We start from the raw sequence: 16,731 nt of genomic DNA, 5'->3' as shown, positions 1-16,731 counted from the left end.
GGGTCGCCCTAGAACAGGGATTCCAGCTCGTCGCTGTCGTCGCTGACGAGCTCGTCGAGGTTCTCGTCGCTCTCCTCGCGGATCTCGTCGAGGTTGTCCTGCGCCTCGATGGCGACCTGCTGGAGCTCCTTGATCCGCGGGACGTTCGTGACGCCCGCGAGCAGGATCACCGTCGCGACGAAGCCGGCGCCGCGGTACGGGTAGTCCCCGCCGCGGACCTCCATCGAGCCGGTCTGCTCTTCGAGCCACTTGCGACCGCGCTCGATACCCTTCCGGTTGAGGTACTCCGGCGGCCCGGCGAGCACGAGCAGCGCGCGCTCCGCGCCCTCGATCTCACACGGGAGCGTGAGCCGGCCCAGCGCCGCCTTGCGGACGAGGCTGGTGATGCGGTTCGTGGTGTGCGCGCTGTCGAGCTGGTCCTCGCCGTTGTCGTCGCGCAGCCGCGAGAGCAGCCCGCCCGAGCTCCGCTCTTCGACCTCCTCCTCCGCGTAGCCGACGGTGGAGACGCCGCCGCCGGCGAGCGTGTTGATGATCTCCGAGGAGTCGACGACGCTCTCGGCGACCTCCTGGCCCTGCTGGATCTCGCCGGCGCCGAAGAGGATGCCGAACCGCCGCACGATCTCCTCGTTGATCTCCTCGTAGCCGCCCTGGACGGACTCGCCCGTCTTCCGCCAGGCGTCGTTGTCGAACACCATCAGGTTGTCCACCTCGCGGACGAACGTCTGGAACGACCGTGCCGCGTTGAGGGTGTAGATACCGCCCTCGTCGCTGCCCGGCAGGATGCCGAGCCCGTAGACGGGCTCGGTGTAGATCCGCTTGAGGTGTTTCGCGAGCACCGGCGCGCCGCCGGAGCCGGTGCCGCCGCCGAGCCCGGCGACGACGAGGAACGCGTCGACCTCGTGGACCGGGATCGAGTCGATGGCGCCCTGCACCTCGTCGATGTCCTCCTCGGCGATCTCCGCGCCGAGCTCGTTGTCCGCGCCGACCCCGTGGCCCTTCACCCGGGACTGCCCGATGAGTACGCGCTGGTCCTCGGCGACGTGCTCGAGTCCCATGAGATCGGCCTTGGCCGTGTTGACGGCCGCGGCCGCGCGGACGATCTCAGACCCCGTCCGCTTGTCGTACTCCAGGAACTTGTCGACGACTTTTCCCCCCGCCTGTCCGAATCCGATCATTGCAAGTTTCATCGTGTGCTCCCTCGGCCTTTGAAAAGAACAGAACGTGAAGGCATATTTAAGCCTTCGGTTGCCGTTACCATCGCTGATATCCACCTGCGTGACACGAACGGCGCCGCGGCTCCGACGTCGACCGCCGAATCGCCGCTCAGTCCCGCGATCGACCTCGTCATCGGACGCCGAGATGCGCGCCGAGCGTGGTCAGTTCGTCGGGGTCGACGCCGAACGCGGCGACGTCGTTGTCGGCCGTCGTGTTGTCGAACTGTAACGACCGGTACTGGTCGGGCCCCATCGGGAAGCCGGGGACGGCGCCGAGCACCGTCAGGCCGATCCTGGCGAGCGGCATCGGCAGCGGGACGATGGTGACGTCCTTGCGCTCGGCCTCGTACACGAGGTCGGTCACCTCCCGGAGCGTCAGCGTCTCCGGGCCGCCGATCTCGTACGTCTCGCCGACGTGTTCGTCCTCTTCTAACGCCGCTACCAGCATCGGGACGAAGTCCTCGACATCGATCGGCTGGAACCGAGTCTTCCCGCCGCCGGGAAGCGGATACAGCGGGAGGCCGGGCGCGAACATCCCCTTCAGCCGCTTGGTGAACGAGAGGAACCCGGCGCCCTCACCGAACACGACCGAGGGGCGGAAGATGGTCCAGTCGAGGTCGCTCTCGCGGACGATCGGCTCGGCCCGTCCCTTCGCGCGGATGTACGCCGTGTCGCCGTCGGGGTCGGCCCCGAGCGCGCTCAGCTGGAGGAACCGCTCGACTCCGCCCGCTTCGGCGGCGTTCACGAGGTTCTCCGTCCCGCCGCGGTGGACCCGGTCGTGCATCACGTTGCCGCCCTTCGGCTCGAACAGCGGCGGGAGCGCGACCAGGTTCACCACGGCGTCCTGTCCCTCGACCGCCCCGGCGATCGAGTCGTAGTCCGTGACGTCGCCCCTGACGACGTCGACCCCCTCGGGCGTCTCGCTCCCCGAGCGGGAGAGGGCCGTCACGTCGTGGCCCCCCTCGGCGAGCGCGCGACAGAGGTACGACCCGATGAATCCGGTCCCGCCTGCGACCAACACCTTCATGCACGGAATAAGGCGAGGAACCCCCGTAAACCTACCGCGGCGTCAGACGCCGCCGCGCGGAGCGGCGTCGCCGTCGGCGGCCCCCGCGGTCGGCGGCCCCGCCGGCGAGCGGTCTCGGGTCGGCGGCCGCCTCACTCGGAGCCTTCGTCGGGCACCGTCAACACCGGGACGGGGGAGGTCCGAACGGTGCGCTCGGCGACGCTCCCGAGCAGGTAGCGCTCGACGCCCGTCAGCCCCCGCGTGCCCATGACCACGAGGTCGACGTCGCCGTCCGCGAGGTACGACCGGATCCCGCGGGCGGCCGACGAGCCCACCTCGACGCGCTCGACCGTCTCCACGCCCGCCGCCTCGGCGACGGCGGCGGCCTCCGCGACGATCTCCTCGGACGCCGACACGAGCGCGTCGGTGCCCGAGTACGCCTCGGCCCCGATGGTCCCGACGTCGACGACGGAGAGCACGTGGAGCGTCGCCCCGCTTCGCGCCGCCAGCGCCACGGCGCGGTCGAGCGCCTCGGCGGCCCGATCGCTCCCGTCGGTCGGCAGGAGGACGTTCCGGTAGGGGTACCGCGCCGGCTCGCCGTCGGGCCGGAGACTGAGCACCGGGACCGGCGACCGGCGCACGACGCGCTCCGTCGTGCTCCCGAGGAGCAGGCGGTCGAGCCCCGTCCGCCCGCGCGTCGGCATGGCGATCAGGTCCATTTCGTGTTCGGTCGCGTAGGCGACGATCGTCTCCGCGACGCCGCCCTGGAGCACCGCCGTGACCGCCTCGACGCCGCGCTCTGCGGCCCGCTCCGCGGCCGCCTCGACGACGTCCTCGCCCTCGCGTTCGAGCACGTCGACCACGTCTCGGCCGACCCGCGTGACGCTGTCGTGAGTCGTGTCGGCGACGTTGAGGACGTGGACCGTCGCCTCGTGGTCCGCGGCCAGGTCGAGGACGTGGTCGAACGTCGCGTCCGCCCCGTCGCCGCCGTCGGTCGGGAACAGGATCCGGTCGAACATGCGCGGAGAGTCGCGGCCGACGCTTAAAAAACGCCGCGGCCGTCGGCGCGTCCTACTCGCCGTCTCCGCCGTGTTCGTCGACACCGCCGTCGCCGTCGATCCGGTCGATACGCACCGTCGAGATCCGGGCGCCGTCCACGGCGGTGACCTCGAAGCGGTGGCCGCCGGCCTCGGCGACGTCGCCCGATTCCGGCGTGCGGCCGAGCCGGTCCAGCACGAGCCCGCCGAGGGTGTCGTACCCGTTCCCCTCGAGGTCGGTCCCGAGCGCGTCGTTGACGACCGAGAGGGAGACGGAGCCGTCGGCCTCGTACGCGCCGCCCTCGCGGGCGCGGATCGTGTGCTCGCCCCGGCCGTCGTCGAACTCGTCCCGGAGGTCGCCGACGAGCGCCTCCGCGATGTCCTCGACGGTGACGATCCCCTCGAAGGCGCCCCACTCGTCGACGACGGCGGCCATCTGCCTGTGCTCCTCGCGGAACTGGACGAGGAGGTCGCCGATCGCCGTCGTCTCGGGCACGACGACGATCTCCCGCGCGAGGTCCGCGGCCGTCGCCGACTCGTCGCCGGCCTCGCCGGCGCGCAGCACGTCCTTCACGTCGACGAAGCCGACCACGCGGTCGGCGTCCTCGTCGGCCACGACCGGGTAGCGGGTGTGTCCCGCCTCCAGCACGGTCGCGCGGATCTCGGGGAGGGTCCGGTCGGCGGCGAGCGTCACCACGTCCGGCCGCGGCACCATCACCTCGCGGACGACGGTGTCGTCGAGCTCGAAGACGCCCTCTATCATGTCGACCTCGCCGGGGTCGACGTGACCGGCCTCGCCGGAGCGCGCGAGGACGCGCCGGATCTCGCGTTCGCCCATCGTCTCGTCGGTCTCCGAGGCGGGCGGGACGCCGATGGCGCGCGTGAAGGCGTTCGCGGCCCCGTTGAACACGACGATGCCGGGGGAAAACAGGTAGTAGGAGAGCTTCATCGGCGGGGCGAGCATGAGCGCGATCCGCTCGGCCTGCGCGATGGCGATCGTCTTCGGCGCCAGCTCGCCGAACACCACGTGGAGGAACGTGATGACGCCGAACCCGATCGCGAACGCGACGAGGTGGACCGCGCTCTGCGGCAGCACCGACCCGAGCGCCGGCTCGATGAGCGCGGCCACCGCGGGCTCGCCGATCCACCCGAGCCCGAGCGAGGCGAGCGTGATCCCGAGCTGGGTCGCCGCGAGGTAGTCGTCGAGACTCCCCATCACGTCCTGGAGGGCTCCCGACCCGGGCCGACCCTCGGCGGCGAGCTGTTCGACCGAGGTGGACCGGACCCGGACGAACGCGAACTCCGACGCCACGAAGAACCCGTTCAGCACCACCAACACCAGCGCGGCGGCCACTCGGCCGACGGAGATCGCGACGTCTACCATCGGTGCCTCCGGGCGGAGCGCGGCGCGGGGGAGCGGCTGACCATAGCGACGGTTCGTCCGCGGGCCACTAAAAAGGGACACGTCGCGTCCTCGGAACCCGGTCGGTTTATTCCCCGGCGCGTCCGAGCGCGACCATGCTGATCACGCTGGAGGGGCTCGACGGGAGCGGGAAGACGACCGTCTGGGAGGCGCTCCGCGAGCGCCACCCGGACGCGACGTTCACCCGCGAGCCCACCGACAGCTGGTACGGGGAGGCCGTGGACCGGTCGATCGCGGCCGACGACGCCGACCCGCTCGCGGAGCTGTTCCTGCTGACCGCCGACCACGCGAACCACCTCTCCGAGACGATCCGGCCGGCCCTCGCCCGCGGCGACCTGGTCGTCTCCGACCGCTACTCGGACTCCCGGTTCGCGTACCAGGCCGCGACGCTCGACGCGAGCGGCGTCGCCCTCGACGACCGCGACCCGCTCGAATACATCAAAGAGGTCCACGCGCCGTTCTCGCGGCCGCCCGACGCGACGGTCTACCTTGACCTGGACGCCCGCACCGCCGCCGAGCGCGCGGGCCGCACGAACAAGTTCGAGCAGGACGGCTACCTCGCCGCGGTCCGAGACAACTACGAGCGGCTGATCGACGCGGAGCCGGACCGGTTCGTGCGCGTCGACGCGACGCGGTCGCCCGAGGACGTCACGGCCCGCGTCGCGGCGGTCGTCGCGGATCTGGTCGAGGAGTAATTCGCAACTCTCCTACTGCGTCTCCGGCAGCTCGTACTCCTCCGGCGACGGCACGTAGAGGTAGTCGACGGCCGCGCCGAGCACGACCGGGAGGAAGACGAGCAGTCCGAAGAGGACGGTCGTGCTGCCGAGGTTGACGCCGGCGCCGACGTTGAGCGCGCCCGTGAACACGAGCGTCGAGATCAGGAGGAGCATCGGCGTCAACACGATCGTGTACACCACCGACCCCCACGCCGTCGACAGTCGAAGCCGGAAGAAGCGGGTCGTCACCCCGGCGACCAGCGTGTGGAACGCCACCAGCGCGAGGAGGCTGACGAACCCGAGCAGCGCGAGCATACCTCCCGTACGGGCTCCCGGCATTTGCCCCTATCGGCCCGGCGCCGCGGATCCCCCGTTCGAAACGCGGTCAGAACGCGCCGTCGTTCCCCTGCTGGCGCGCCGCCGACAGGAGCCCAGCCACGGGGTCGACGTACTCGTACCCCGGAATGACGCCCTGCACGTAGGTCCCCTCGACGAAGTCGATCAGCGCTCCCGCGTCGTCGACGCCGCGCCGCTCGTTGACGTCGGTCAGCTCGAACTCGACGGTGATCTCGTCGTCGCCGACCGCGACGGTCGGGTCGAACTCGCGGTCGCCGCGCGTCACGCCGCCGACGTCGACGACGCGGAGCTCGAACGTCTCGGTCCACCCCTCCTCGACCACGTCGGCGACGTCGTCCGCGGTCGCCGCCGAGAGGGTCGGCACCCGGACGGTCACCGCGAACCGCACCCGGCCGTCCGCGGCGGGCTCGGCGCGCACCGTCCCGTCGAACGCGGTCGTTTCCGAGGTCCACGCGCCCGCCTCGTCGGCGGGCTCGAAGGAGCCGTGGTCCGCGAACGCGCGGCGGACCCGCCCAGGCAGCTCTGTCTCGCTCATACCGAGGATGAGGCGCGGCGGGACCAAAAGCGCGTTGCGTCACCGGTAGTGGCACGCGGGGCCGATACTGGTGCGCCTTTGTGTCCCGACGGCCAACGCCGGGTATGGAAGCGCAGTTCCTCTCGACCGAGGCGCTCGTCGAGGCGCTCGCGGACGCCTCGTTCGACCGCCCGCCGGCTCTCGTCAGCAACGCCCACGTGACCGGACTCGGCGTCGCGCGCGCGCTCGACGCCCACGGCGTGCCCGTGATCGCGCTCGACCGCGCCGGCGACGGGGGCGGGGACGGCGGCGACGCCGCCGCGGTCCCCCACGACGGCCTCGCCCCGCCCTCGGACGCGGTCGACTTCGCGGGCGCGGTCACCTACCCCCTCGACGACCTCGACGGATTCCGCGAGGACGTGGAGGCGATCGTCGACGCCGCGGGGAACGAGGCGGTCGCGTTCGGCTGCATGGACGAGTGGGCGCTGGCGTACGCCGAGGCCGACCCCGACGGCGTCCGGCTCCCCTTCGCCGGGATCGACACGCTCGACGACGTGTTGAACAAGTCCGAGCTGTACGCGACCTGCGAGGCGCTCGGCGTGCCGTACCCCGAGACGTACCGGCTGGCGGAGACCGCGTCGGCGGCGACGCGCGAGCCGGACGCCGGGGTCGACGAGGCCGCCGCGGCGCTCGGCTTCCCGCTCGTGGTGAAACCCGAGCTCAAGCGCGACTTCGAGGAGGCGTTCGGCACCAACGTGATCGAGGTCGCCGACCGCGGGGAGTTCGAGGACGTCGCGGCGGCCGCGAGCGACGAGGGGATCGCCGTGATGGCGCAAAAGCGCGTCGACATCGCCACCGGCCGGGACCACTCGCTCGCCTCCTACGTGCCGCCGTCGGGGACCGACGACGCGCTCGGGGTCGTCGGCAACGCCGCGGTGCGGTACCCCCGGCAGTTCGGCACGTCCTGTCTGGTCGAGACGGCCGACGAGCCCGCCATCGAGGAGCGCGCGCTCGCGGTGCTCGACGACGCCGGCTACCACGGGATCAGCGAGTCGGAGTTCGTCTACGACGCCGACCGCGACGAGTTCCTCCTGCTCGACGTCAACACCCGCCCGTGGAAGTGGATCTCGATGCCCGTCGCCGCGGGGGCGAACCTCCCGATGGCCGCCTACGCCGCGGTCACCGACGCGGAGTACGAGTCCGAGGGCGTGGAGCCGACCCGGTGGGTGTACCTCCGGGACTACCTCTCGCTTTTAGCGGGCGACGACGCCTTCTGGGACCAGCTCTCGGTCGCCGACTGGCGGCGGCTCGTCTCCGGCGCGTTCGAGCGCGAGGGCGACCTGACGACCGGCGTCTACCGCCCCACCGACCCCGGCCCGGCCGCGAAGTTGTTCGAGACGGAGTTCGTCGACCGCGACTACTACTGCTCCTGTTGAGCGGTCGGCGGTTATCCCGCTGTTGCGGGTAGTGAAGCCCCGCTCGATATCTCCGCGGGCTACACATCTGAGCGCATGCGGTCGCGCTGCCACATCGAAGAGACCATTACCGCACGCCCTGATCCAAGAGCCACCCCCTCCGACGAGAGCGTGAGCCGACTGCGAGGAGCCCCCGGACACGACGACCACTGCACCACACTCCCGCCCGCCATCTCATGACGAACGTTCTGCAACCCGTGTTCTACGGCTTCTTGGCGGGGATCTTCGGAACGGTCCTGATCGGGCTGCTGTCTCGGAACCTACAAGCGGTCGTGAACGGGATCGCGTCCCTCGCCGTCGCCGCCCTTCCGACGCTCACCGAATTCGCGATCGCGTTTAGCGGCGGGGCTGACGTCGCGTTCGGCCCCGGGCTCTCCGCGTGGATCGCCGTCGCGGGCTTCCTCCATATGCTGGGGATGCTGGGATGGTACGACACCGTTTCGTGGTGGGACCATCTCACACACACCGTCTCCGCCGCTCTCGTCGCAGCACTCGTCTACGCGACCCTCCAGACCCCGGCCGCGCTCGGATCGCACGTCACGGGCCCCTACGCGGTCCTTTTCACCCTCCTGTTCACGCTCGGCGCCGGCGTCGTCTGGGAGCTCGTGGAACTGGCCGCCCGCGAACTAGGCGAGTACATCGACAGACCGCCGGTGCTCGAATACTACGGGCTACGCGATACGGCTCTCGACATGGCGTTCAACGGGGTCGGCGCCGTCGCCGTGGTCGCGCTCGACGTCCGGGTATTCGCGTCGGTCGTAGCGCAGATCCCGCGGATCGCCGAAACGGCCGTCGTCGGGGGAACCGTCCTTCTGTTCGCCGGCGCACTCGCCCTCGGACTCGCTCTCGAGGCGGTTCGAAACGCCGCAACCGATACCGAATGAAGAGTCGGTGCCGTTGAAATCCGCGGCCCCCGACACGGATAGCGCGTCGAACGCGGAATTACGACGTCGACGGCGACATCTGGATGTTGAGGCTCTTCTGGACGAGCTGGGTGAACGCCATCGAGCAGAGGAAGTACCAGAGGATCCACATCTGGATCGGGCCGACGATCCCCGTGTCCCACGTGACGGTCCCGGCGAGCGGCACCACGAGCTCTTGGGCCGCGATCTCCGGGTAGGCGGAGTCGGAGCCACGGTAGCCGATCACCCAGAACATCCACAGGAACGCCGGGATGGTGAGGAACATGATCCACACCATCGGGCGGAACTGCTCTTTGAACATCCCGAGCTGGTCGCCCATCGCGTCCATCTGCTCCTCCTGGATGGCGTCTAACGCCGCGTCGTCGTCGCGCTCCTTCGCCTCCTTGCGCCGCTCCTGGATGTCCTGCATCCGCTCCTGGTACTGGCTCATCTTCTCCATGTCCATGAGTCCCGCGCGAAGCAGCGTGGAGTACATCCCGGTCCCGAGCGCGATCACCATGATGACGACGTAGAAGGGGACGACGTTCAGCAGCGGGCCGAGGACGACGTCGATCGCCCCCGCGATCGTGTCCCGGACGGGGCCGACGGCGTACCCGACGAAGGCGCCGATGGTTGCGACGGCGGCGAGCTTGTCCCACTTCGTCCACGACGTCGTCTCCGGTGTCTCGACGTCGCTGCCGCCGCCGCCTCCGCCGCCGTCACTGGTCATCCCCGCCTCGATCCCGTCGGGGTCGGCCAGTGCGAAGCCGCGCTCGCCGTCCACGAGGATCTCCTTCTCGATGAGGCGGCCCCACTGGCCGCTGGTGATCTCGTCGCGGACGTCGACCCACTGGACCTCGCCGTCGGTGGCGCGGTCCAAGACGACCTCCAGGGCGTCCCGCATCTCGCCGTCCTCGTTGACGAGCGAGCGGACTCTCCGTTCGACCTTGCTCATTATCGGTCGGTTAGCGGCCGACGGTTAAGAACCTTGTAGGATCGCCGGCGCGGGTCGCCCTCGGGGAACGCGGTCCTCCCCGAGGAGGCGCGTTCTCCTTACGCCTCGACGACGTCGCGGATCCGGTCGAAGACCTCGTCCGGCGTCGCCTCGCCGTCGACCTCGACGAGGACTCCCTCGTCGCGGAAGTGGTCGACCACGGGCTCGGTGTTGTCGTAGAAGACCTGGAGCCGCTCGCGCGCCGTCTCCTCGGTGTCGTCCTCGCGCTGGATCAGCTCGCCGCCGCACTCGTCGCAGACGCCCGCCTCCTCGGGGGGTTGGAAGTCGACGTGGAAGTTCGCGCCGCAGTCGTCGCACACCCGGCGGCCGGTGAGCCGGTCGACGAGCACCTCCTCGTCGACGGCGAGGTAGATCACGGCGTCGAGGTCGGTGATCTCCGAGAGGTACTCGGCCTGGTCGAGGTTGCGCGGGTAGCCGTCCAGCACGAACCCGTCGGCCTCCTCGAGCGCGGCCCGGACGATCTCGTTGACGACCGGGTCGGGGACGAGCTCGCCCGCCTCCATGAACGAGCGCGGCGTCCCGTACTCCGTCTCCATGTCCTTGTTCGCGCGGAGCGCGTCGCCGGTCGTGACGTGCTCGACGCCGTACTCCTCGGCGAGCTTCGCGCTCTGCGTCCCCTTTCCGGCGCCGGGCGCCCCCAGCAGAAGAATTCGGTGACTCATACCGGAGCGCTCGCCCGCCGCACGTAAAGGCTTGAAGATCCCGGCGAGCGAGGGGCGTCGGGAGGCGGTCGCCCCGTGGGCGCGGCGGCGGCGCTACGCCCCGTCGCCCTCGTCGATCCCGTCGCCCTCTTCCCCCTCGTTCAGCCGGAGCCCCATCTCCAGCTCGAAGCTCTCGGCGTCGGAGGTCTCGAAGCCGATCTTCTTGTACAGCGAGACGGCCGCGCGGTTCCACCGCTCGACGGTGAGCCACACCTTCCGGACCCCCTCGGCCTGCCCGTGGCCGAGCAGCCCGCGGATGAGGTGGGTGCCGATCCCGGCGCGCTGGTACTCCTGGTGGACGAAGATCGCCAGCTCGTAGGCGTCGCCGTCGGGTACCAGCGTCGCGTGGCCGGCGACCTCGTCGCCGCACCACGCGATCACGTTGTAGCAGTCGCCGCCGAGGATCGCGTCCAGCCACTCCCGGATGCGCTCCTCCCCGCCGGGGGGGATCCCCTGCGCGCGGTCGGCCGGATCGAAGGCGTCGTACATCGCGACGAGCGACTCGTAGGCGGCCTCGCCGCCGTCGTACGGTCGGATCTCGACGGTCCGGTCCTCCCGGTCGGTGAACTCGGTGGGGGGGACGGGGAACTCGTCGGCGACCGCGTCCGGGTAGCGTCGGTCGCTCATCTGACCAGCGTGACCGATGTCTTGGCGTTCAACAGGACGAACTCGGCGATCGGTCCGATCGTGATCTTCCCCATCGGGCTCGTGTGCCCCCCGCCGAGGACGATCTCCTCGAACTCCTCCGTCTCCGCGATCTCCACCAGCCGGCTCCCGGGGTCGCCCTCGACCCGCCTCACGTCGGCGTCGATCCCCGCGTCGTCGATCGCGTCTCCGGCGCGCCGTATCACTTCTTCGGGGGGGACTCCAGAGTCCTCGTTGTCGACCACCGCGACGGTGAGGTCGTCGCTCGCGACCGCCGCCCGCTCGACGGTCCGATCGAGCGCGCGGAACGAGTCGTCGCTGCCGCCGATCCCGCAGAGCACCTTCATACGACGCACGTCCACACGACGGTACAAAAATGGATCTCCGCGATCGCGGTCCGGTGTCCCCGTCGAACCGACCGCCGACAGCGACAACCCTTTTGTTCGGGGGTCAGGTTGGTACGGACATGAACGACCAGCCCGGTTCCGCGTCGGACGACGCCGACGCGGGGTCGGACCCCGCCAGCGAGCCGCCGGTCGGCGACGAGGGGAGTCAGGGGTCCCTCGGCGAGGCGTCCGCTCCGACCGACGGCGAGGCCCCTCCCGACGAGGAAGTTTCGGGCGGGGACGCTTCCGATGGGGACGCTTCCGACGGGATCGACGCCGAATCCGACAGCGGTACCGCCGACGGCGACACCACAGCAGACGGCGGCAACGACGCGACCGACGCCGCCGACGCCGCCGACGCCGACCTCCCGCCGGAGGTCCGCAAGTACGAGCGGTTCAAGAAGATGGACGGCGCCCGCTACGAGCGCGTCAACGAGTTCCTCCGCGACCGGACGTACGTCACGGCCCGGGAGTGGGCGATCGCGCGGCTCTGCGCCGACTTCCGCACCGAGACGGGCGTCGAGATGACGAAGATCGGCGAGAACCTCCCGGAGCTCGTCCCCTTCATGACCGACACGTACACGCCGCAGGCGGTCAACCAGGCGCGTTACTCGTTCGAGGAGAAGGTGACGAAGGCGGGCGCGACGTTCCTCTACGGGGCGATGTCCGGCTTCTTCACCGCCGAGGACTTAGACGAGATGATGTACGAGGTGACGGAGGTCGCGAAGTTCCTCCTGGAGGTCGAGGGCGTCGACCTCGCCGTCGCCGACGAGCTGGAGGCCGAGGACAAGATCAGCGAGGTGATGCGCGAGGTGCGCGCCTCCTCGGCCGGCCTCCGCGGCGAGGAGGTCCGGTGCCCCGAGTGCGGGCACGTCCACGAGCCGGCCGAGGAGTAGGAGGCGGAAGCGAATGGAGCGATTCCCGGAGGCGCTCGGCGGCCTTCCCGACCCGGTGCTGATCGTGGACACCGACGGCGTCGTCCGCGCCGGCAACTCCCGCGTCGAGGCCGTGTTCGGCCATCCACCGGCGGATCTGGAGGGGACCGACGTCGAGCGACTGCTCTACGACGCGGCCGGCGGCTCGGCCGGCGCCGAACTCTACGGTCACGTCGCCGACCCCGAGCCGCGGTCCATGGCCGCGAGCCTCGACCTGACGGCGCGGCGGCGGGACGGAACCGAGTTCCCCGTCACGATCAGCCTCGGCCCGTTCGAGCAGGGGGGCGAGACGTACCTCGTCGTCACCGTCGTCGACGTGCGCGAGCGGCGGGCACAGCAGGCCGAGATCCGCCGCCGGACGCGGACGCTGGAGGCGCTCCACGAGGCGACGCAGGACCTCCTGAAGACGACCGACCGCGAGGTCGCCGCGGCGGCCGCCGTCGACTACGTCGAAGAGGTGCTCGGCCACCCGATCGCGGGGATCTGGCTGTACGACGAAGACCGAGACGCGCTCGAACCGCTCGTGTGGACCGACGCGGCCGACGAGGTCGTGGGCGAGCATCCCGCCTTCTCGGCGGACGAGCGGAGCATCTCCTGGCAGGTGTTCGAGTCAGGGGAGCCGGAGTACGTCGCCGACACGGAGACGGACCCGGACCGGTACAACCCCGACTCGCCGATCCGGAGCGAGCTCGTGCTCCCGCTCGGTCGCTACGGCGTCATCAACGTCGGCGCCACCGAGCCCGACGCGTTCGACGACTCCGACCTCGCGGTCGCGCGGATCTGGGCCGCGACCGTGACGATGGTGTTCGTCCGGATCGAGCGCGAGCGACAGCTCCGAGCCCGCGAGGACGAGGTCGCCCGCGAGCGCGACCGGCTCGAGGAGTTCGCCGGCCTCGTCTCCCACGACCTCCGGAACCCCCTCAACGTCGCGGCCGGCAACCTCGAACTGGTCCGCGCCCGACTGGAGGAGACGCAGACGGTGCCGTCGGAGATCGACGCCGTCGCGCGCTCGCTCGACCGGATGGGCGCGCTCGTCGAGGACATGCTCACGCTCGCCAGACAGGGCACCGCGATCGACGAGACCGAGGCGGTGTCCCTCGCGGCGCTGGCCGAGGAGTGCTGGGCGAACGTCGACACGGTGGCCGCCGAACTGGTTGTCGGCGACGACCTCGCGCTGCGCGCGGACGGGAGCCGGCTCCGACAGGCCCTGGAGAACCTGTTCGCCAACGCGGTCGCTCACGCCGGTCCGGACGTCCGCGTCGAGGTGGGGGCGCTCGACGCCGAGAACGGGACGGTCGGCTTCTACGTCTCCGACGACGGGCCCGGAGTCCCCGAGTCGGTGCGCGAGGACGCGTTCGACGCGGGCGTGTCGACCGACCGGGACGGGACCGGCTTCGGCCTGAAGATCGTCGCGGAGGTGGCCGAGGCGCACGGCTGGTCGCTCGAACTCGTCGACGCGGAGGACGGCGGCGCGCGCTTCGAGTTCCGCGGGATCGAGGCGGCGGACGCCGCCGACGTTCCAGCGGCTGGCGACGACGCCGCCGACTGACCGCTCAGATCCCCTCGAAGGAAGGGAGGTGCCACGCGGAGACGCCGCTCTCGCCGACCACGACGTCGACGTTGGGGCCGCGGTCGGCGCTCGGCAGCCCGACCTCGATCCGGCCCTGTCCGGTGACGCCGTGGTCCTCCATGCTGGCGACGACGCGGTAGCCGCCGCGGACGCTGGTGACCTCCAGGAGCTCCACGGCGCTCTTCGGCTCGAGCTCGACCGTCGCCGAGAGGACCGGGTCGTCGCTCTCGTCGGTGAGATCGCCGCTGACGCCGCCTCCCGCGTCAGGCTCGTCCGGCGCGCTCCGCCGGTCGACCGTCACCGCGAACTCGCGCGGCTCGCCGGTGACGTTGCACAGCCGGACGCCGAGCGGCGGCGACGCCGTCTCGTCCGGCGGGCGGTCGGACCCGTCGGACCCGACCCGCCGCCGCTCCACCGGCATCCGAAGCGTCCGGTCGGGGGCGACCAGATACGGCACCGGGCGGCCGTACAGCTCCCCCACCGACCGGGCGCCGTCCTCCTCGTAGTAGACCGTGCCGGCGTGCTGGGCGGTCGCGAAGCGCTCGTCGCCCGAGGCGTGGTCGAACGTCGCGACGGCGTCGACGCTCACCTCGGTCGCCCCCTCCCTCGCGTGCCGGTTGTGCGCGCGGACCTCCTCGTACTCGGCGACGTACGCCGCGACCGACTCGGGCGAGAGGTCCGCGGGCCGCTCGGGGAGGGCGCGCTCGGCGACGGTCGGGTCGCCGAGCGTGACGAGGTCGGCGCAGCCGGCGAGAGCGCTTGCCGCGCCGCCCGCCGCGACGAGGAGCGCGCGTCTGTCCATAAAACCTTCTTCGACTGACACCTCAAAAGGTCCTCGATGGGACAAGCGCCCGTTTGCGTCTCGCTCGCGGCGTCGGGGCCAGCGCTCACACGTCGAGCGCGTGGTGCGTCACCGCGTCGGCGCCGGTCGCCCCGTCGGCGTCCGCCCCGACGTCGAGGACCGCGACGCGGAAGACATCGTCGGCGCCGTCGACCGGGATGGGTAAGCCGCCGGGGTTCACCCGGACCGTCCCGTCGCGCTCCTCGACGCCGTGCGCGTGGGTGTGGCCGTGGAACACGTAGTCGTAGTCGCCGCAGTCGACGAGGGCGTCGACGACGACGCCGCTCGTCCCGTGGGTGACCGCGACGTCGACGGGGTCGCCGTCACCCGCTCGTTCGGCGTCCCCGTCCCCGAACGAGAGCGTCCCGGCCTCCCCGTGGTAGGTGCCGAACGCCTCGACGGTCGACTGCACCGCCCACTCCCCGTCGTTGTTGCCGCGGACGGCGTGGAAGTCGAAGCCGGCGTCGGGGTCGTCGCCGTCGACGTCGAAGGGCGCCACGGAGAAGGGGGCGACGAAGTCGCCGCAGTGGACGACGGCGTCGACACCCTCGCGGTCGAACAGCGCTACGGCCGCCTCGACGGCGGCGAGGTCGTCGTGGGTGTCGGAGACGATGCCGATCCGCATTGGTCGCGTCGACGGTGACGTCCCGCGACAATAAATGTCGGCCGACGGTTCGCGGACGCTCGGTGATATATAAATGAACCGACCGGAGACCGCGTTCTCACGATCCGTGGATCCGGTTTCCTTTTTAAGCCGATTCGCCGTTCATGTTCGGCCATGACGAGAGACGGAGACGAAACCGGTCGACGCACGGCTTCCAGACGCGGGTTCCTCTCGGCGGCCGCGGCGCTGGGGACGGTCGGGATCGCCGGCTGCGGCGCCCCGCGGGCCGAGAGCACCGCGGCCGCGGAGAACGCGGCCGGCACCGGGGCGGCGGCCGAACAGGTCGAGGAGTGGTCCGGGAGCGACGCCACCGACGTGGAGACGGACCACCCGTACACGACCCCGCGGACGACGATCGACCTCGACGAGCGGGACGGCGCGATCACGGTGTCGACGACGCCGTGCCGCCACCAGCTGCTCGGCGACGAGACGAAGGGCGGCCCGTGGGAGCTGCCCGAGGTCTGGGCGTGGCAGACGCCGGACACGGACCCCAGCGTCCCCGGCCCGCTGCTCCGCGTGACCGAGGGGACCGACATGGAGATCACCTACGACAACTCGGAGCACAACCGGCCGCACACGTTCCACGTCCACGGGCTCTCGAAGAGCTGGATGGACGACGGGGTCCCGACGACGACCGGCCAGCAGGTCGCGCCGGGCGAGGAGCACACCTACGAGATCACCGCGAACCAGCCCGGGACGCACTTCTACCACTGCCACTACCAGACGCAGAACCACCTCGACATGGGGATGTACGGGATCCTCCGCGTCGACCCGGAGGGGTACGAGGCCCCCGACAAGGAGGCGTTCATGACGATCAAAGACTGGGACACGCGCCTCTCGGCCTCGACGGCCGGCGGCGACGTCGACTTCAGCCACCGCGACCGCAACCCGGACGCGTTCACCGTGAACGGGCGCTCCGCGCCGTACACCTTCCACCCCGAGCAGGGGTCGCCGCTGATCGTCGAGGAGGGCGACCGGGTGCGGATCCACTACGTCAACGCCGGCTACGAGTCGCACGCGATGCACACCCACAACCACGGGTTCACCGTCGTCGAGAAGGACGGCGGCGTCATCCCGGAGTCCGCGCGCCACCGCGAGGACGTGATCCCGATCGCGCCCGCCGAGCGGAAGACGATCGAGTTCACCGCCGACGCCGATCCCGGCGTGTACGCGCTCCACTGCCACAAGGTGAACCACGCGATGAACGGCGACACCTACCCCGGCGGAATGATCGGCGGGATGGTGTACGAGAGCGTCACGGACACCGAACAGTTCGCGTCCGTGATGGAGATGGCCGGCTACGAGGCCTGAGGAGAGAGTCGGTTCGGAG

The 16,731-nt window shown here is 70.8% G+C and carries 18 protein-coding genes; 6 read left to right on the top strand and 12 right to left on the bottom strand.

Annotated features, from left to right (window positions below):
* Positions 1 to 8: 8 nt before the first annotated feature.
* The 4 genes from FGM06_RS03050 to FGM06_RS03035 all read right to left on the bottom strand — a co-directional run bounded on the left by FGM06_RS03050 (position 9) and on the right by FGM06_RS03035 (position 4,641).
* Entirely contained in the window at positions 9 to 1,187 is a 1,179-nt protein-coding gene (locus tag FGM06_RS03050; RefSeq protein ID WP_186310954.1) for a tubulin/FtsZ family protein, read from the bottom strand.
* A 157-nt stretch (positions 1,188 to 1,344) separates the two neighbouring features.
* Positions 1,345 to 2,241 (bottom strand): complex I NDUFA9 subunit family protein, encoded by an 897-nt coding sequence (locus FGM06_RS03045; protein ID WP_144797420.1) that lies wholly within the window; start codon positions 2,239 to 2,241, stop codon positions 1,345 to 1,347.
* A gap of 131 nt (positions 2,242 to 2,372) precedes the next feature.
* Positions 2,373 to 3,239 (bottom strand): universal stress protein, encoded by an 867-nt coding sequence (locus FGM06_RS03040; RefSeq protein WP_144797418.1) that lies wholly within the window; start codon positions 3,237 to 3,239, stop codon positions 2,373 to 2,375.
* 52 nt (positions 3,240 to 3,291) lie between these two features.
* Positions 3,292 to 4,641, bottom strand: coding sequence for a hemolysin family protein (locus tag FGM06_RS03035; protein WP_144797416.1), 1,350 nt, complete (start codon positions 4,639 to 4,641; stop codon positions 3,292 to 3,294).
* Between the two features lie 134 nt (positions 4,642 to 4,775).
* On the opposite strand from FGM06_RS03035, the gene tmk reads away from it, so the two are divergent.
* Positions 4,776 to 5,375, top strand: coding sequence for a dTMP kinase (tmk, locus tag FGM06_RS03030; RefSeq protein ID WP_144797414.1), 600 nt, complete (start codon positions 4,776 to 4,778; stop codon positions 5,373 to 5,375).
* A 12-nt stretch (positions 5,376 to 5,387) separates the two neighbouring features.
* On the opposite strand, the gene FGM06_RS03025 is transcribed toward tmk, so the two are convergent.
* Both FGM06_RS03025 and FGM06_RS03020 read right to left on the bottom strand, forming a co-directional pair.
* Positions 5,388 to 5,711: a hypothetical protein gene (locus FGM06_RS03025; protein WP_144797412.1), complete on the bottom strand. Its 324-nt coding sequence runs from the start codon at positions 5,709 to 5,711 to the stop codon at positions 5,388 to 5,390.
* Between the two features lie 70 nt (positions 5,712 to 5,781).
* Positions 5,782 to 6,288: a DUF5813 family protein gene (locus tag FGM06_RS03020; RefSeq protein WP_144797410.1), complete on the bottom strand. Its 507-nt coding sequence runs from the start codon at positions 6,286 to 6,288 to the stop codon at positions 5,782 to 5,784.
* A gap of 104 nt (positions 6,289 to 6,392) precedes the next feature.
* Here FGM06_RS03020 and FGM06_RS03015 point away from each other — a divergent pair, with 104 nt between their 5' ends.
* Complete coding sequence (locus FGM06_RS03015; protein ID WP_144797408.1) at positions 6,393 to 7,703, top strand: carboxylate--amine ligase; 1,311 nt, start codon at positions 6,393 to 6,395, stop codon at positions 7,701 to 7,703.
* Between the two features lie 215 nt (positions 7,704 to 7,918).
* Positions 7,919 to 8,626, top strand: coding sequence for a hypothetical protein (locus tag FGM06_RS03010; protein WP_144797406.1), 708 nt, complete (start codon positions 7,919 to 7,921; stop codon positions 8,624 to 8,626).
* A 58-nt stretch (positions 8,627 to 8,684) separates the two neighbouring features.
* Here the strand turns inward: FGM06_RS03010 and FGM06_RS03005 are convergent, their stop codons facing one another.
* From FGM06_RS03005 to FGM06_RS02990, 4 genes are all read right to left on the bottom strand, one after another.
* The gene (locus FGM06_RS03005; RefSeq protein ID WP_144797404.1) at positions 8,685 to 9,599 is read right to left on the bottom strand and encodes a DUF106 domain-containing protein; all 915 of its coding nucleotides are present in this window, start codon (positions 9,597 to 9,599) and stop codon (positions 8,685 to 8,687) included.
* A 98-nt stretch (positions 9,600 to 9,697) separates the two neighbouring features.
* Positions 9,698 to 10,321 (bottom strand): adenylate kinase, encoded by a 624-nt coding sequence (locus FGM06_RS03000; protein WP_144797402.1) that lies wholly within the window; start codon positions 10,319 to 10,321, stop codon positions 9,698 to 9,700.
* Positions 10,322 to 10,414: 93 nt separating this feature from the next.
* Positions 10,415 to 10,987 carry a GNAT family N-acetyltransferase gene (locus FGM06_RS02995; protein ID WP_144797399.1) on the bottom strand — a complete coding sequence of 191 codons (573 nt, stop codon included), beginning with the start codon at positions 10,985 to 10,987 and terminating at the stop codon, positions 10,415 to 10,417.
* Positions 10,984 to 11,352 (bottom strand): universal stress protein, encoded by a 369-nt coding sequence (locus FGM06_RS02990; protein WP_144797397.1) that lies wholly within the window; start codon positions 11,350 to 11,352, stop codon positions 10,984 to 10,986. Before FGM06_RS02990 ends, FGM06_RS02995 begins: the two co-directional genes overlap by 4 nt.
* A gap of 119 nt (positions 11,353 to 11,471) precedes the next feature.
* On the opposite strand from FGM06_RS02990, the gene FGM06_RS02985 reads away from it, so the two are divergent.
* Both FGM06_RS02985 and FGM06_RS02980 read left to right on the top strand, forming a co-directional pair.
* Positions 11,472 to 12,287 (top strand): DUF5806 family protein, encoded by an 816-nt coding sequence (locus tag FGM06_RS02985; RefSeq protein WP_144797395.1) that lies wholly within the window; start codon positions 11,472 to 11,474, stop codon positions 12,285 to 12,287.
* 13 nt (positions 12,288 to 12,300) lie between these two features.
* Positions 12,301 to 13,875: a sensor histidine kinase gene (locus FGM06_RS02980; RefSeq protein WP_144797393.1), complete on the top strand. Its 1,575-nt coding sequence runs from the start codon at positions 12,301 to 12,303 to the stop codon at positions 13,873 to 13,875.
* Positions 13,876 to 13,879: 4 nt separating this feature from the next.
* On the opposite strand, the gene FGM06_RS02975 is transcribed toward FGM06_RS02980, so the two are convergent.
* Complete coding sequence (locus FGM06_RS02975) at positions 13,880 to 14,698, bottom strand: hypothetical protein (protein WP_144797391.1); 819 nt, start codon at positions 14,696 to 14,698, stop codon at positions 13,880 to 13,882.
* A gap of 85 nt (positions 14,699 to 14,783) precedes the next feature.
* Positions 14,784 to 15,362 carry a YfcE family phosphodiesterase gene (locus FGM06_RS02970; protein ID WP_144797389.1) on the bottom strand — a complete coding sequence of 193 codons (579 nt, stop codon included), beginning with the start codon at positions 15,360 to 15,362 and terminating at the stop codon, positions 14,784 to 14,786.
* A 153-nt stretch (positions 15,363 to 15,515) separates the two neighbouring features.
* Between FGM06_RS02970 and FGM06_RS02965 the strand changes: the two genes are divergently transcribed.
* Positions 15,516 to 16,712, top strand: coding sequence for a multicopper oxidase domain-containing protein (locus FGM06_RS02965; protein WP_144797387.1), 1,197 nt, complete (start codon positions 15,516 to 15,518; stop codon positions 16,710 to 16,712).
* Positions 16,713 to 16,731: the final 19 nt, after the last annotated feature.

Origin of the sequence: Halorubrum depositum (assembly GCF_007671725.1) — an archaeon.
Lineage (GTDB): Archaea > Halobacteriota > Halobacteria > Halobacteriales > Haloferacaceae > Halorubrum > Halorubrum depositum.
Note: the sequence above shows the minus strand (reverse complement) of the source record. Positions and strands in the feature narration are given on the sequence as shown.